This is a genomic window from Neisseria sp. HMSC055H02, from assembly GCF_001813335.1.
GTDB lineage: Bacteria > Pseudomonadota > Gammaproteobacteria > Burkholderiales > Neisseriaceae > Neisseria > Neisseria sicca_C.
In genome coordinates, this window is record NZ_KV812056.1 from 1 (window position 1) to 16,933 (window position 16,933).

The window sequence follows — 16,933 nt, forward strand, 5'->3', positions numbered from 1 at the left end:
TTTTGGCCGACGATCATACGCTCAATACGGTCGAATGCGTCGTTATCAAAAATACGCAACTGGTCGCCCAAGTCTTGACGGTAACGTTTCAGCTCGGAATCGATAATGGATTGAGCACGTTTGTCGCGTTGGATACCTTCGCGGGTAAAGACTTGAACGTCGATAACCGTACCGCTCATGCCGGTAGGCATACGCAAAGAGGTGTCTTTTACGTCGGATGCTTTTTCGCCGAAGATGGCGCGCAACAGTTTTTCTTCCGGAGTCAGTTGGGTTTCGCCTTTAGGCGTTACTTTACCAACCAATACATCGCCTGCTTCCACTTCCGCACCGATGTAAACGATACCGGATTCATCCAAACGGTTTTGCATACGCTCGGACAAGTTCGGAATATCGCGGGTGATATCTTCCGCACCCAGCTTGGTATCACGGGCAACGACATTCAATTCCTCAATGTGAATCGAAGTATAGCGGTCGTCTGCAGCCACTTTTTCGGAAATCAGAATCGAGTCTTCATAGTTATAACCGTTCCACGGCATGAAGGCGATAGTCATATTTTGACCCAAAGCCAATTCGCCCAAATCGGTGGATGCGCCGTCAGCAATCAAATCGCCGCGTTGCAAAACGTCGCCTGCTTTGACGGCAGGACGCTGATTGATATTGGTAGACTGGTTGGAACGGGTGAATTTAACCAAGTTGTAAATATCGACACCCACTTCACCGGCAGTCGCTTCGTCGTCATGGACACGAATCACAACACGGTTGGCATCTACATACTCAACCACACCGCCGCGACGGGCAACGATCGCAGTAGCAGAGTCAACGGCAACAGAACGTTCGATACCGGTACCAACCATCGGTTTTTCAGGACGCAGGCACGGTACGGCCTGACGTTGCATGTTGGCACCCATCAATGCACGGTTCGCATCATCGTGCTCCAAGAACGGAATCAGGGATGCCGCTACAGATACCACTTGACCGGTTGCCACGTCCATATATTGGACACGGTCAGGCGTTGCCATAATGGTTTCGCCTTTTTCGCGACAAGTTACCAGGTCACCAATCAAATTACCGTCTTTGTCCAAATCAGCATTCGCCTGTGCAATCACATAACGGCCTTCTTCGATGGCAGACAAGTAATCGATTTCCTCGGTTACTTTACCGTCGATAACGCGGCGGTAAGGAGTTTCCAAGAAACCATAATCATTGGTACGCGCATAAACGGACAATGAGTTAATCAAACCGATGTTCGGACCTTCAGGTGTTTCAATCGGACATACACGGCCATAGTGGGTCGGATGCACGTCTCGCACCTCGAAACCGGCACGTTCACGGGTCAAACCACCCGGGCCCAACGCAGATACACGGCGCTTATGGGTTACTTCAGACAAGGGGTTGGTCTGGTCCATAAACTGACTCAATTGGCTTGAGCCGAAGAATTCTTTGATGGCAGCAGAAACAGGTTTCGCATTAATCAAATCATGTGGCATTAAGTTTTCTGATTCTGCCTGATTCAAGCGTTCTTTTACGGCACGTTCCACACGAGCCAAACCACTGCGGAATTGGTTTTCAGTCAACTCACCTACCGAACGCACACGACGGTTGCCCAAGTGGTCAATATCGTCCACTTCGCCATGACCGTTACGCAATTCAACCAAAGTAGCAATAGAAGCAACAATATCTTCGACGCTCAGGACATAACCGCCTTTTTCGGCAGCACCTGCGAAGGTTTCGTTCAACAAACGGCCATACCAAGAATGTTGTTGTGCTTCAGACAATTTTTGTTCATAAGTACGCGTATTGAATTTCATACGGCCTACGCGAGACAAATCGTAGCTGTCTTCACTGAAGAACAAGCGGTTAAACAACTGCTCGACTGCCTCTTCGGTAGGCGGTTCGCCCGGGCGCATCATGCGGTAAATCGCAACACGCGCTGCTTGCTGATCAGCAGTCTCATCAGTGCGCAAAGTATTGGAAATATAGCCACCCTGATCCAATTCATTAATGTAAAGCGTAGTAAGTTGTTTTACACCATGGATATCAAATTTTGCCAACAACTCTTCAGTGATTTCATCGTTGGCTACAGCCAATACTTCACCCGTTTCAGGATCAATCAAATCCGCGGCCAAAGCTTTGCCAATCAGGCTTTCCGGCTCCACATTCAAACGAGTCAATCCCGCATTGCTGATATCACGGATATTTTTTGCGGTAATGCGTTTACCTTTAGCAACTAATACGTTGCCTTCTTTATCCAAGATATCAACTTTGGCAGTTTCACCTTTCAGACGACCTATAACCAAATCAGTTTGGACACCATTTTCAGACAGATAGAACGTTTCTTTATCATAGAAAATATCCAAGATCTGTTCATTGTTGTAGCCCAAAGCCTTCAACAAAATCGTAACCGGCATTTTGCGGCGACGGTCGATACGGAAATAAAGCAAATCTTTCGGGTCAAATTCGAAATCCAACCACGAACCACGGTAAGGAATGATTCGAGCAGAGAACAACAATTTACCGGAGGAATGAGTTTTACCGCGGTCATGCTCAAAGAACACACCGGGAGAACGGTGCAACTGAGAAACAATCACACGTTCGGTACCATTAATGACAAACGAACCACTTGGAGTCATCAATGGGATTTCGCCCATATACACTTCATTTTCACGGACTTCTTTGACTGTCGGTTTAGACGCTTCCTTGTCTAAAATAACCAGTCGGATACGCGCGCGCAGGGGGGCGGCATAAGTGATTCCGCGCAATTGACATTCAGGAATATCGAACAAAGGCTCACCCAACGTGTAATGCACAAACTCCAGACGCGCATAACCATTGTGGCTTACTATAGGAAAAATAGAATTAAATGCAGCCTGCAGACCATCGTCAGTACGCTGATCAAAAGCATTTTCTAATTGCAGAAATTTCGCATAAGAATCAATTTGTGTTGCCAACAAAAAGGGAACGTCCAATACGTTTTCTCGTTTTGCGAAACTCTTACGGATACGTTTTTTCTCGGTAAACGAATAGTTCATATACACTCCGAAAAGCAATTTTAAAGAAAGAGGTCGTCTGAAATAACGCCTATTGTTTGTGTTATTTACATTTATTTAAACTTAACTTGCGAATAAATTGCAAATAAATGTAAATAACAAATCAACCTAATAACAATAAGTAAAATAAGGCTGGCAGAAAACTGCCAGCCTTTACAGGAAGCATCAAATTATTTGATTTCGACTTTAGCGCCGGCTTCTTCCAATTGTTTTTGGATGTCTTCAGCTTCAGCTTTAGAAACACCTTCTTTAAGAGTTTTAGGTGCACCATCAACGATGTCTTTAGCTTCTTTCAGACCCAGACCAGTAATTGCGCGGACTACTTTAATCACGCCAACTTTTTGGTCACCGGCAGAAGCCAATACTACGTCAAATTCAGTTTTTTCTTCAGCGGCAGCAGCACCAGCACCAGCAGGACCTGCAACTGCAACAGCAGCAGCAGAAACGCCGAATTTTTCTTCAAAAGCTTTAACCAAGTCGTTCAATTCCATTACGGTCAAAGAACCAACTGCTTCCAAAATGTCTTCTTTAGTAATAGCCATGCTATTTATACTCCAAATATTGATTAAAAAATAATTGATTAACAGAAACAAAATTGATTAAGCGGCTTCTTCGCCTGCTTTTTTCTCTGCCAAAGCAGCCAAACCGCGCGCAAAGCCTGATACGGGAGCTTGCATAACGAACAACAGTTTGGACAACAGCTCTTCGCGGCTCGGGATAGAAGCCAACTCAGCAACCTGAGCAGCATTCATCACTTCACCATTGTAAGAACCGGCTTTAACTACAATTTTGTCATCTTTTTTCGCGAATTGGTGCAACACTTTAGCAGCAGCAACAGCATCTTCAGAAGCAGCATAAACCAATGGACCAACCATTTGATCAGCCAAAGCTGCGAATGAAGTACCCTCTACTGCACGACGAGCCAATGTGTTTTTCAGAACGCGCAAGTAAACGCCTTCTTTACGCGCATTAGCGCGAAGCTCAGTCATACTGGAAACACTGATACCGCGATATTCAGCAACCACGAGAGTCTGAGCGTTAGCGATTGCTGCGCTGATTTCCTCTACGGCTACTTTCTTGGTTTCAATATTGAGACTCAAGGTCTACCTCCCACTGTTTATAAACAGGATATCGGAATGATATCCCACCAGCGCGGTAACCTAAAAAGACATCTTACAAGCAATCTTGTAATGTGTTTCAGGACTACCGTCTGCGTAGGGCAGTTACGATTAAATCTTGCGATCCCTACGGTCTTGGACATCTACTTAATTCTAAGTAGCCCAAATTCAAGCAACTCTATTTTGAGTTGCTTGAAAATTTCTTAGATTAGTTATTCACGCTTGATGTATCAACGCGAACACCTAAACCCATAGTGCTGGATACAGCAACTTTTTTCAGGTACTGACCTTTAGCAGCAGCAGGTTTAGCTTTAACGATAGCATCCAGCAATGCATCAAAGTTCTCTTTCAAATCAGCCTCAGCGAATGAAGCACGACCGATAGTTGCATGAACGATACCAGCTTTGTCTGTACGATATTGCACTTGACCTGCTTTTGCATTTTTAACTGCTTCAGCCACATTAGGAGTAACAGTACCTACTTTAGGGTTTGGCATCAAGCCGCGTGGACCCAAGATGGTACCCAATTGACCAACGATGCGCATTGCATCAGGAGAAGCAATAACAACGTCAAAGTTCAGATTACCTGCTTTAATCTCAGCAGCCAAATCTTCAAAGCCGACAACATCAGCACCAGCTTCTTTAGCTGCATCAGCATTTGCACCTTGAGTAAATACTGCTACGCGGGTTGTTTTACCGGTACCTTTAGGCAGAACAACTGAACCACGGATAACTTGGTCAGATTTACGCGGATCAACACCCAAGTTGAAAGATACGTCAACAGACTCGTCAAATTTAGCAGTCGCTGCTTTTTTTACCAAAGCAATTGCTTCATCAATTGCATATAATTTATTGGCTTCAACAGAAGAGCGCAAAGCTTTCAAGCGTTTAGATACTTTAGCCATTATACAACACCCTCCACATCCAAACCCATTGAACGAGCAGAACCAGCAATAGTGCGAACAGCGGCATCCAAATCAGCAGCAGTCAAATCAGGTTCTTTAGTTTTAGCAATTTCTTCCAACTGAGCACGGGTCAATTTACCCACTTTATTGGTCAGAGGATTAGAACTACCTTTTTGCAAACCGGCGGCTTTTTTCAACAGAATAGAGGCCGGAGGAGTTTTCATCACAAAAGTGAATGACTTATCCGCAAATGCAGTAATTACAACTGGAATCGGCAAACCAGGCTCCATGCCTTGAGTTGCAGCATTAAATGCTTTACAGAATTCCATAATATTCAGACCACGTTGACCCAAAGCAGGACCAACTGGAGGAGATGGATTGGCTTTACCTGCAGGAATTTGCAGTTTGATATAGCCGATAATTTTCTTTGCCACTTATAGGACTCCTAAAAACGGGTATAGCGCGGAACCATTTCCGCTTCCCAAAAAAGAATTCAGCATTATATTTACTTAGAGATTTTTTTTCAAGGGATTTAAAAACTTAAATCTTTTCTACTTGACCAAACTCCAGCTCAACCGGGGTTTCACGACCAAAAATCTGAACAGAAACCCTCAATTTATTACGCTCATAATTCACTTCATCTACAATACCGTTGAAGTCAGCAAAAGGGCCTTCGTTTACACGAACTTGCTGCCCCACTTCAAATTCAACTTTAGGTTTAGGCTTCTCAACCCCAGAACGAACCTGTTGCAAGATCGCATCAGCCTCTCTTTGAGAAATCGGAGTAGGCTTATTTGCCGTACCACCAATAAAGCCTGAAACACGAGGGGTACTTTTCACCAAATGCCATGAGTCATCGGTCATTTCCATTTCGACCAAAACATAGCCCGGATAGAACTTACGCTCGCTAATGGTTTTGCGACCATTTTTAATATCGACCACTTCTTCAACCGGAACAAGAATCTGACCGAAATAACCTTCCATGCCTTCGCGAGCGATACGCTCTTTTAGGGTCTTCTGGACATTTTTCTCAAAGCCGGAATAAGCCTGCACAACATACCAACGTTTTGACATTTTTACCCCCTCTTCAACAACACATCAAAAAACAGCCAGGAAATAGCACTGTCTGCCGCGTAAATAAATACTGCCAAGATTGCTACAAATATAACAACGAAGATGGTCATCTTAACTGCATCATCTCGCGTAGGCCAAACAACTTTTTTAAACTCAGACCATGAATTTTTAAAATAGGAAAGCAGCCCTTCTCGCTTAGGCGGCGTAGAATGATTGCCGGATGTTACAAGCTGACCCGACTTTTCTGCTTTATGTTCAGATGTATGTTCAGTCATCTTTACTCACTCACCACAGCATCAAAGTCGCACTATCTCACTCATGCAATGGTTTAAATTAATTACTAAAAAAGAAATGCAAAAAAATTAACCGGCACAGGGCCGGTTAATTTTTTATTTGGCAGGCCAAGAGGGTCTCGAACCCCCAACCCTCGGTTTTGGAGACCGATACTCTACCAATTGAGCTATTGGCCTCTAAACTTAAGCGATGATAGAAGAAACCACACCTGCACCTACGGTACGGCCACCTTCGCGAATCGCAAAGCGCAGACCTTCTTCCATAGCGATAGGCGCAATCAGTTCTACAGTGATGGCTACGTTCTCACCAGGCATAACCATTTCTACACCTTCTTCCAAAGTAACCGCGCCGGTTACGTCGGTAGTACGGAAGTAGAATTGAGGACGGTAGTTGGCGAAGAACGGAGTATGACGACCACCCTCTTCTTTGCTCAATACGTACACTTCCGCTTTGAATTTGGTGTGCGGAGTGATGGTACCCGGTTTAGCCAATACTTGACCGCGTTCCACTTCTTCGCGTTTGGTACCGCGCAGCAATACGCCTACGTTGTCACCTGCCTGACCTTCGTCCAGCAGTTTGCGGAACATTTCAACACCGGTACAAGTGGTTTTTTGGGTTTCTTTCAGACCTACGATTTCGATCTCGTCACCAACGTGGATGACACCGCGCTCTACACGGCCGGTTACTACGGTACCGCGACCGGAGATGGAGAATACGTCTTCGATAGGCAACAGGAACGGTTTGTCCACGGCACGCTCGGGCGTCGGGATGTAGCTGTCCAATGCGGCAGCCAGTTCGAAGATTTTTTCTTCGTAAGCGGCATCGCCTTCCAAGGCTTTCAGTGCAGAACCTTGTACGATCGGGCAGTCGTCGCCCGGGAAGTCGTAGCTTGACAGCAAGTCACGGATTTCCATTTCAACCAGTTCCAACAATTCGGCATCGTCAACCATATCGCATTTGTTCATGAACACGATGATGTAAGGTACGCCTACTTGACGGGCCAACAGGATGTGTTCGCGGGTTTGCGGCATAGGACCGTCGGCAGCAGAACATACCAAGATTGCGCCGTCCATTTGTGCAGCACCGGTAATCATGTTTTTAACGTAGTCGGCGTGGCCCGGGCAGTCTACGTGTGCGTAGTGGCGGGTTTCGGTTTCGTATTCTACGTGTGAGGTATTGATGGTAATACCGCGGGCTTTTTCTTCGGGAGCGTTGTCGATTTGGTCGTAAGCTTTTGCGGCACCGCCGAATTTTTTAGCCAAAATAGTAGTCAAAGCAGCAGTCAGGGTGGTTTTACCATGGTCAACGTGACCGATGGTGCCAACGTTTACGTGCGGTTTGCTACGTTCAAATTTTTCCTTAGCCATGAGCTAATTCCTTTACATTAAAGATCGATTAAAGAACAGGGGTGGTCGTCTGAAAAAAATCATTTCAGCCTTTCAGACGACCTATTTGCCTGATTAGCCTTTACGGGCTTCAGTTACAGCAGCAGCTATGTGGGCAGGAGCTTCAGAATATTTCTTGAACTCCATAGAGTAAGTAGCGCGGCCTTGGGTTGCAGAACGCAGGTCGGTCGAATAACCGAACATTTCTGCCAGTGGTACTTCGGCACGGACTTTTTTACCGCCGATACCGTCATCATCCATACCCAATACGACGCCGCGACGACGGTTCAAGTCGCCCATTACGTCACCCATGTATTCTTCAGGGGTTTCCACTTCAACTGCCATGATTGGCTCAAGCAGAGCAGGATTGGCTTTACGCATACCTTCTTTGAAGGCTTGGGAAGCAGCCAATTCAAAGGCCAGTTGAGAGGAGTCGACGTCGTGTGAAGAACCGAAGATCAAACGTACGCGTACGTCAACTACTGGGTAGCCTGCAACAATACCGTTAGGCAGGGTATCGCGGATACCTTTATCGACAGACGGAATGAATTCGCGAGGAATCACACCACCTTTAATTTCGTCGATAAATTCGTAACCTGCACCACCCGGTTCCATAGGTTCCATTTTGATCACAACGTGACCGTATTGACCTTTACCACCGGATTGTTTGGCGTGTTTGTATTCGGCTTCGACTTCTTTGCGGATGGTTTCGCGGTAAGCCACTTGAGGCGCACCGATATTTGCTTCCACGCCGAATTCGCGTTTCATACGGTCAACAATAATCTCCAAGTGCAGCTCACCCATACCGGAAATAATGGTTTGACCAGATTCTTCGTCCGTACGAACACGGAAAGAAGGGTCTTCTTTAGCCAGACGGTTCAGGGCGATACCCATTTTCTCTTGGTCGGCCTTGGTTTTCGGCTCAACGGCAATATGGATTACCGGCTCAGGGAATTCCATGCGTTCCAAGATAATCGGCGCGCTTTCCGCACACAAGGTTTCACCGGTAGTAACGTCTTTCAGACCGATAGCGGCCGCGATATCGCCTGCACGTACTTCTTCGATTTCGGTACGGTCTGCAGCAGTCATTTGTACCAAACGACCGATACGTTCGCGAGTGCCTTTTACAGAGTTCAATACGGTATCACCGGATTTCACGACACCGGAGTAAACGCGGATGAAAGTCAGCTGACCAACGTATTTGTCGTTCAACATTTTGAACGCTAATGCAGAGAATTTCTCTTCATCGCTGGCTTGGCGGCTGTCGGCTTCTTCAGTGTTAGGGTTAACACCTTGAACCGGAGGAATATCGGTAGGAGCAGGCAGCAATTCTACAACTGCGTCCAACATCCGTTGAACACCTTTGTTTTTAAATGCGGAACCACACAACATCGGCTGAATTTCGCCTGCCAAAGTACGTTGACGCAATGCGCCTACGATTTCTTCCTCGGTCAGCTCATCGCCGCCCAAGTATTTGTCCATCAATTCTTCGCTGGCTTCTGCTGCGGCTTCAATCATGTTTTGACGCCATTCTTCAGCAGTTTCAACCAATTCAGCAGGAATGTCACCATAGGTAAAGGTTGTACCTTTATCGGCTTCATTCCAGATGATGGATTTCATTTTCAGCAGGTCAACAACACCGGTGAAACTGTCTTCTGCACCAACCGGGATTACGATAGGTACTGGGTTTGCGCGCAAACGGGTTTTCATTTGCTCGACAACGCGGAAGAAGTTGGCACCTTGACGGTCCATTTTATTTACAAACGCCAAGCGTGGCACTTGGTACTTGTTGGCTTGACGCCATACGGTTTCAGATTGCGGTTGTACACCACCCACCGCGCAGTAAACCATTACCGCACCATCCAATACACGCATAGAGCGCTCTACCTCTACGGTAAAGTCAACGTGTCCCGGGGTATCGATGATGTTGAAACGGTGTTCGGGGAATTGTTTCGCCATACCTGACCAGTAGGAAGTAACGGCAGCAGAGGTAATGGTAATACCACGTTCTTGCTCTTGTTCCATGTAGTCGGTAGTAGCCGCGCCATCATGCACCTCGCCCAATTTGTGGGTCAAACCGGTATAGAACAAAATACGTTCTGTAGTCGTGGTTTTACCCGCGTCAATATGGGCGGAAATACCGATGTTGCGGTACAGGCTGATCGGGGTCTTACGAGCCATTTTATTAGCCTTTCAAAATTAGAAACGGAAGTGAGAGAATGCTTTGTTGGCTTCAGCCATGCGGTGTACTTCTTCACGTTTTTTCAACGCACCGCCGCGACCTTCGGACGCATCAATCAACTCGCCTGCCAAACGCAGGTCCATGGATTTCTCACCACGTTTGCGGGCCGCATCGCGAACCCAGCGCATTGCAAGAGCCAGACGGCGTGAAGGACGAACTTCAACAGGAACTTGGTAGTTTGCACCACCCACACGGCGGCTTTTCACTTCCACGATAGGTTTGGCGTTTGCAATGGCTTCGTTGAATACTTCGATTGCTGCTTTGCCGGTTTTTTTCTCGATTTGCTCCAATGCACCGTAAACGATACGTTCGGCAACAGATTTTTTACCGTCAATCATCAATACGTTCATGAATTTAGTCAGCTCGACGCTGCCGAATTTAGGATCAGGCAACACATCGCGCTTGGGGACTTCTCTACGTCTTGGCATTTTAATTTCCTTTAATCTATTCAGTCGGGTCAATTCCCATGAATACCCAAAAGAGCATTCACTTACTCGGCCGTTGTTCAGCTTAGGCGGCCGACGTGCCTATTTAAGCCCCTGTAATTATTTAGGACGCTTAGCACCGTATTTAGAACGGGCTTGTTTACGGTCTTTAACACCTGCAGTATCCAAAGAACCGCGTACAGTGTGGTAACGTACACCCGGCAAGTCTTTTACACGACCACCGCGAATCAGTACGACGCTGTGCTCTTGCAGGTTGTGGCCTTCACCGCCGATATATGAAATCACTTCAAAACCGTTGGTCAGGCGAACTTTACATACTTTACGCAATGCAGAGTTAGGTTTTTTAGGGGTAGTCGTGTATACACGGGTGCATACGCCGCGTTTTTGCGGGCAAGCTTCCAGTGCAGGCACTTTGTTTACGTACACGGGCTTTTGACGGCCTTTGCGTACCAATTGGTTGATAGTTGGCATATTTTCTCGTCCTGTTGAGTTAAATACTTGCCGACACCATGTCGGCAAGAGTGGAATTATATTTTTATTGCAAGAGTTTAGTCAAGCAAACGGTAGAGAAAAGTTGGTATTTTGTATTTACTAAGAACTATTTAGCAACTGAGGTCGTCTGAAATGGATAAAGAGTTCTCAAACTCTGCACTCCCTATTTCAGACGACCTTTATCAAAAATAAGTCAGTTCGCAACTCCATTAGAGCCACCCTTCCTACCGTACTTTTCACAACGGCATTGATATAGTGGATTAAATTTAAATCAGGACAAGGCGACGAAGCCGCAGACAGTACAGATAGTACGGTAAGGCGAGGCAACGCCGTACTGGTTTAAAGTTTAATCCACTATAATACACACAGGTCGTCTGAAAAAGAAAACCGCAAGTGATATTGCCTTGCGGTTTTCTTTCAAACAAACATCCTACGGATTATTCATCTGTTGCTTCGATTTCGGAAGCTTCTTGCTCCGCTTCCTGCCATTGCTGGCGACGGCTGCGGTGGTAGGTCAAACCAGTACCGGCAGGAATCAGACGACCTACGATTACGTTCTCTTTCAGACCGCGCAACTCGTCTTGTTTGCCCATAATGGCGGCTTCGGTCAGAACGCGGGTCGTTTCTTGGAACGATGCGGCAGAAATGAAGCTGTCGGTTGACAAAGAGGCTTTGGTAATACCCAACAATACGTTTTCGTAACGTGCCGGTTCTTTGCCTTCTTCCAAAGCTTTTTCATTAGCTGTCATTACATCGCCGCGTTCGACTTGCTCACCGGTAATGAATTCGGTTTCACCTGAATCGACAATATTCACACGGCGCAGCATCTGACGGATGATGACTTCGATGTGTTTATCGGAAATCTTCACGCCTTGAAGACGGTAAACCTCTTGCACCTCTTGAACGATATAACGCGCCAGTGCTTCGATACCTTGCAGACGCAGAATATCATGCGGATCAACCGCTCCGTCTACGATGGTTTCACCGCGGTTTACCACTTGACCGTCGTGTACCAGAATTTGTTTCTCTTTGGAAATCAAAGTCTCGTATGCTACGCCGTCTACATCAGTGATAATCAGACGCTGTTTGCCTTTAGTCTCTTTACCGAATGAAACGGTACCGGTGATTTCTGCCAACATACCTGCATCTTTCGGCACACGTGCTTCAAACAACTCGGCAACGCGCGGCAGACCACCGGTAATATCGCGGGTTTTGGAAGAGGCTTGCGGGATACGCGCCAATACGTCGCCTTTACCAAGTTCCTGACCTTCGCGCACGGTAATCACTGCACCCACAGGGAATGCCATAGATACCGGAGTAGAGGTACCCGGAATGCAGATTTCCAGACCGTTTTCATCCAACAGTTTTACAGTAGGACGCAGCAGTTTGGATGCGCTGCCGGAGCGGCGCTTGCCGTCGATAACCACCAAGGTAGACAAACCGGTTACATCGTCAGTTTGTTTGGCAACGGTTACGCCCTCTTCCACGTTTTCGAATTTCACCCAACCTGCGTGTTCGGTAATCATCGGACGGGTATGCGGATCCCAGGTTGCCAACGTTTGACCGGCTTTAATGGCTTCACCATCTTGAACCATCAAGATAGCACCGTAAGGCACTTTGTGGCGTTCGCGTTCACGACCGATGTCATCATGGATAACGACTTCGCAAGAGCGGCCGATAACAACCAATTCGCCTTTGTTGTTGGCAACATAACGCATTTGGCTGCTGAATCGTGCGGTACCGTTGGATTTGGCTTCAACTTGGCTGGCTGCTGCCGCACGGGATGCCGCACCACCGATGTGGAACGTACGCATGGTCAACTGAGTACCCGGTTCACCGATAGACTGAGCGGCAATCACGCCGACTGCCTCACCGGCATTAACCAGTTTGCCGCGTGCCAAGTCGCGACCGTAACAGTGTGCACACAAGCCATGGCGGGTTTTACAAGTAATTGGGGTACGGACTTTGACTTCATCGACACCGGATTGGTCAATCATATCCACCAGTTTTTCAGTCAACAACGTACCGGCTTCAACCAAGGTCTCGCCACTTGACGGATCGACAACGTCAGACGCGGTAACACGACCCAAAATACGATCGCGCAATGCTTCAATCACATCACCACCTTGTACGACTGCCTTCATGACAAAGCCGTCTGAAGTACCACAATCGTCTTCAACAACGACCAAGTCTTGAGTTACGTCTACCAGACGACGGGTCAGGTAACCGGAGTTCGCGGTTTTCAATGCGGTATCCGCCAAACCCTTACGCGCACCGTGGGTCGCAATAAAGTATTGCAATACGGTCAAACCTTCGCGGAAGTTTGAGGTAATCGGCGTTTCAATAATCGAGCCGTCTGGTTTTGCCATCAAACCACGCATACCGGACAACTGTTTAATCTGAGCCGCAGAACCACGAGCACCAGAGTCTGCCATCATATAGATGGAGTTGAATGACTCTTGATCGACTTCGTTGCCATCACGATCGATAACTTTTTGTTTGGACAAGTTATCCATCATCGCTTTAGCAATTTTATCGCCGGCACGACCCCAAATATCCACCACTTTGTTGTAGCGTTCGCCATTGGTTACCAAACCTTGACGGTATTGGTCTTCGATTTCTTTAACCTCGGCATTGGCTTCAGCCAACAAGGCCGCTTTTTCTTTCGGAATCTCCATGTCGTCAACAGCAATGGAAATACCGCCTTTGGCTGCGAATCCGAAACCGGTATACATCAAGTGGTCGGCGAAGATAACCGTATCGCGCAAACCGCATAGGCGGAACGATGCGTTAATCAGCTTGGAAATTTCTTTTTTCTTCAGCGCTTTGTTGATGTATTCGAACGGCAGGCCTTTAGGCAGGATTTCGCTCAACAATGCACGACCGACAGTCGTTTCGTAACGGATAACGACTGGCTCGAATTCGCCGGCTTCGTTTTTCACCCATTCACGCAGCCGTACGGTAATTTTCGTACCCAGCTCAACCTGTTTGGTATGGTATGCACGATGCACTTCTTTCACATCAGCAAACAGACTGCCCTCACCTTTGGCATTGATGCGGTCGCGGGTCATGTAGTACAGACCCAATACGATGTCTTGGGAAGGTACGATAATCGGTTCGCCGTTGGCAGGAGACAATACGTTGTTTGAAGCCAGCATCAGGGTGCGCGCTTCCATTTGCGCTTCCAAGCTCAATGGAACGTGTACCGCCATTTGGTCACCGTCAAAGTCGGCGTTAAACGCGGCACATACCAACGGATGCAGCTGAATGGCTTTACCTTCAATCAGGATGGGTTCAAACGCTTGAATACCCAAACGGTGCAGGGTCGGCGCACGGTTCAGCATAATCGGATGTTCGCGGATGACTTCTTCCAAGATGTCCCATACTTCTGGTACTTCTTGTTCTACCAATTTTTTCGCTGCTTTAACGGTAGAGGCCAGACCTTGTTTTTCCAGTTTATGGAAAATGAACGGTTTGAACAGTTCCAAAGCCATTTTTTTCGGCAGACCGCATTGGTGCAGACGCAGGTACGGACCTACAGTAATCACGGAACGACCGGAGTAGTCCACACGTTTACCCAGCAGGTTTTGACGGAAACGACCGCCCTTACCTTTAATCATGTCGGCCAACGATTTCAGCGGACGTTTGTTGGCACCGGTCATGGCTTTACCGCGACGGCCATTATCCAACAGCGAGTCAACCGCTTCTTGCAACATACGTTTTTCGTTGCGAACAATGATGTCAGGAGCGTGCAACTCCAACAGACGTTTCAGACGGTTGTTACGGTTGATGACGCGACGGTACAAATCGTTCAAATCGGAAGTGGCAAAACGACCACCGTCCAACGGAACCAGAGGACGCAAATCAGGCGGCAATACCGGCAGCACGTCCATAATCATCCACTCCAGTTTCATACCGGAACGGTGGAAGGCTTCCAACACTTTCAAGCGTTTGGCGATTTTTTTAATTTTGGTATCAGAACCGGTCGACTCAAGCTCTTGGCGCAGGATTTCGATTTCGCCTGCTACATCCAAGGTGCGCAACAATTCGCGGATACCTTCCGCACCCATTTTGGCATCGAAATCGTCGCCGTATTCGTCCAGTTTGTTGTAGTAGTCATCTTCAGTCAGCAATTGACGGCGTTGCAGCGGAGTCATGCCGGGGTCGGTCACAACAAATGCTTCAAAGTACAATACGCGCTCGATGTCGCGCAAAGTCATGTCCAACACCATACCCAAACGAGAAGGCAGGGATTTCAAGAACCAAATGTGTGCCACAGGCGCGGCCAATTCGATATGACCCATGCGTTCGCGGCGCACTTTGGACAAAGTTACTTCCACGCCACATTTTTCACAGGTTACACCTTTAAATTTCAAGCGTTTATATTTTCCGCACAAGCACTCGTAGTCTTTGACCGGACCAAAGATTTTGGCGCAGAACAGACCGTCACGCTCAGGTTTGAACGTACGATAGTTGATGGTTTCAGGCTTTTTAACTTCGCCGTAAGACCATGAACGGATGGTTTCGGGAGAAGCAATGCCGATTTTGATGGCATCAAACTCTTCTTCCATGCCGGCAGTTTGCAACGGATTAAATAAGTTCAACAAATTCATTTTTGCTCCTTGAAGGAAGTATTTTTACCGCGTGGCGGATTTTCGATATTGGAAACGGTACGTTGCGGTTTCAGACGACCTGATATTTTCAGATTTCGATTAATTCATTCTTATTCTGCAACCGCTTTTTCAGACGGCCTAGAGAGGCCGTCTGAAAACTTCTGTTTAGTAACGTTCCAAATCGATATCCAAGCCCAGTGAGCGAATCTCTTTAACCAATACGTTGAAGGACTCAGGCATACCGGCATCGATTTTGTGTTCGCCTTTGACAATGTTCTCGTACATTTTGGTACGGCCTGTTACGTCGTCGGACTTCACGGTCAACATCTCTTGCAGGGTATAGGCTGCGCCGTATGCTTCCAGCGCCCAAACCTCCATCTCACCAAAACGTTGGCCACCAAACTGAGCTTTACCGCCCAGAGGCTGTTGAGTAACCAAACTATACGGACCGGTAGAACGCGCGTGCATTTTTTCGTCAACCAAGTGGTGCAGCTTCAGATAGTGCATCACACCTACTGTTACCTTGCGGTCAAACGGTTCGCCAGAGCGTCCGTCATACAGCGTGATTTGGGTTTTGCTGTCGTTAAAGCCCAGTTTTTCGACTTCAGGATCATCGCTCGGATAAGCCAAATTCAGCATTTCGCGGATTTCGGATTCTTTCGCACCGTCAAACACCGGCGATGCGAAAGATGCGCCTTTACGCAGATTGGAAGCCAGTTCAATGATTTCTTCATCTGTCAGGGCATCCAAATCTTCTTTCTTACCGCTGCCGTTGTAGAGTTTGTTCAAGAACTCGCGTAGCTCGCTGGCTTTGCGTTGCTCTTTCAGCATACGGTCGATACGCTCGCCAATACCTTTTGCCGCCCAACCCAAGTGAACTTCCAAAATCTGACCGATGTTCATACGGGAAGGTACGCCCAACGGATTCAGTACGATGTCCACAGGACGACCGTCCGCCATGTAAGGCATGTCTTCTACAGGCAGAATGCGCGATACCACACCTTTGTTACCGTGGCGGCCCGCCATTTTGTCACCTGCTTGCAGACGGCGTTTGATGGCGATAAAGACTTTCACCATTTTTTGTACGCCTGGTTGCAACTCGTCGCCTTGGGTCAGTTTTTTCTTTTTGATTTCGTACAATTCGTCCGCTTCTTCGCGTTTTTGTTGCAGACTCAATTTAATCAGTTCTAATTGTTTGGCCAAATCTTCATCAGCCAAACGGATATCGAACCAATCGTGTTTGCTAGGCAAACCCGCCAGATATTCTGTCGAAATTTCGCTGCCTTTAGCCAGCTTCATCGGACCGCCGTTGGCTTTT

The 16,933-nt window shown here is 47.3% G+C and carries 13 protein-coding genes and 1 tRNA gene; all 14 read right to left on the minus strand.

Annotated features, from left to right (window positions below; translation table 11 throughout):
- A partial coding sequence (gene rpoB, locus HMPREF2907_RS00160) for a DNA-directed RNA polymerase subunit beta (RefSeq protein ID WP_070679065.1) occupies window positions 1-3,029 on the minus strand: 3,029 nt, incomplete at its 3' end.
- Between the two features lie 188 nt (window positions 3,030-3,217).
- Entirely contained in the window at window positions 3,218-3,589 is a 372-nt protein-coding gene (gene rplL, locus HMPREF2907_RS00165; protein ID WP_003677916.1) for a 50S ribosomal protein L7/L12, read from the minus strand.
- Window positions 3,590-3,646: 57 nt separating this feature from the next.
- Window positions 3,647-4,147 (minus strand): 50S ribosomal protein L10, encoded by a 501-nt coding sequence (gene rplJ, locus HMPREF2907_RS00170; RefSeq protein ID WP_003760504.1) that lies wholly within the window; start codon window positions 4,145-4,147, stop codon window positions 3,647-3,649.
- A gap of 226 nt (window positions 4,148-4,373) precedes the next feature.
- Window positions 4,374-5,069, minus strand: coding sequence for a 50S ribosomal protein L1 (rplA, locus tag HMPREF2907_RS00175; RefSeq protein WP_003742647.1), 696 nt, complete (start codon window positions 5,067-5,069; stop codon window positions 4,374-4,376).
- Window positions 5,069-5,503 carry a 50S ribosomal protein L11 gene (gene rplK, locus HMPREF2907_RS00180; RefSeq protein ID WP_002220151.1) on the minus strand — a complete coding sequence of 145 codons (435 nt, stop codon included), beginning with the start codon at window positions 5,501-5,503 and terminating at the stop codon, window positions 5,069-5,071. The genes rplA and rplK overlap by 1 nt, the downstream gene beginning before the upstream one ends.
- A gap of 106 nt (window positions 5,504-5,609) precedes the next feature.
- Window positions 5,610-6,143, minus strand: a complete 534-nt coding sequence (gene nusG, locus HMPREF2907_RS00185) for a transcription termination/antitermination protein NusG (RefSeq protein WP_003760509.1) — start codon at window positions 6,141-6,143, stop codon at window positions 5,610-5,612.
- 2 nt (window positions 6,144-6,145) lie between these two features.
- Window positions 6,146-6,418 carry a preprotein translocase subunit SecE gene (secE, locus tag HMPREF2907_RS00190; RefSeq protein ID WP_003779769.1) on the minus strand — a complete coding sequence of 91 codons (273 nt, stop codon included), beginning with the start codon at window positions 6,416-6,418 and terminating at the stop codon, window positions 6,146-6,148.
- Between the two features lie 119 nt (window positions 6,419-6,537).
- Window positions 6,538-6,613, minus strand: a tRNA-Trp gene (locus tag HMPREF2907_RS00195).
- 6 nt (window positions 6,614-6,619) lie between these two features.
- Window positions 6,620-7,804 carry an elongation factor Tu gene (tuf, locus tag HMPREF2907_RS00200; protein ID WP_003742643.1) on the minus strand — a complete coding sequence of 395 codons (1,185 nt, stop codon included), beginning with the start codon at window positions 7,802-7,804 and terminating at the stop codon, window positions 6,620-6,622.
- A 93-nt stretch (window positions 7,805-7,897) separates the two neighbouring features.
- Window positions 7,898-10,003 (minus strand): elongation factor G, encoded by a 2,106-nt coding sequence (gene fusA / locus HMPREF2907_RS00205; RefSeq protein ID WP_003760496.1) that lies wholly within the window; start codon window positions 10,001-10,003, stop codon window positions 7,898-7,900.
- Window positions 10,004-10,021: 18 nt separating this feature from the next.
- Complete coding sequence (gene rpsG, locus HMPREF2907_RS00210; protein WP_003745196.1) at window positions 10,022-10,492, minus strand: 30S ribosomal protein S7; 471 nt, start codon at window positions 10,490-10,492, stop codon at window positions 10,022-10,024.
- A 117-nt stretch (window positions 10,493-10,609) separates the two neighbouring features.
- Window positions 10,610-10,981 (minus strand): 30S ribosomal protein S12, encoded by a 372-nt coding sequence (gene rpsL, locus HMPREF2907_RS00215; protein ID WP_002218431.1) that lies wholly within the window; start codon window positions 10,979-10,981, stop codon window positions 10,610-10,612.
- Between the two features lie 458 nt (window positions 10,982-11,439).
- Window positions 11,440-15,615 carry a DNA-directed RNA polymerase subunit beta' gene (rpoC, locus tag HMPREF2907_RS00220; RefSeq protein ID WP_070679066.1) on the minus strand — a complete coding sequence of 1,392 codons (4,176 nt, stop codon included), beginning with the start codon at window positions 15,613-15,615 and terminating at the stop codon, window positions 11,440-11,442.
- Between the two features lie 165 nt (window positions 15,616-15,780).
- The coding region (locus tag HMPREF2907_RS00225; RefSeq protein ID WP_472678710.1) for a DNA-directed RNA polymerase subunit beta at window positions 15,781-16,933 on the minus strand (1,153 nt) is incomplete at its 5' end.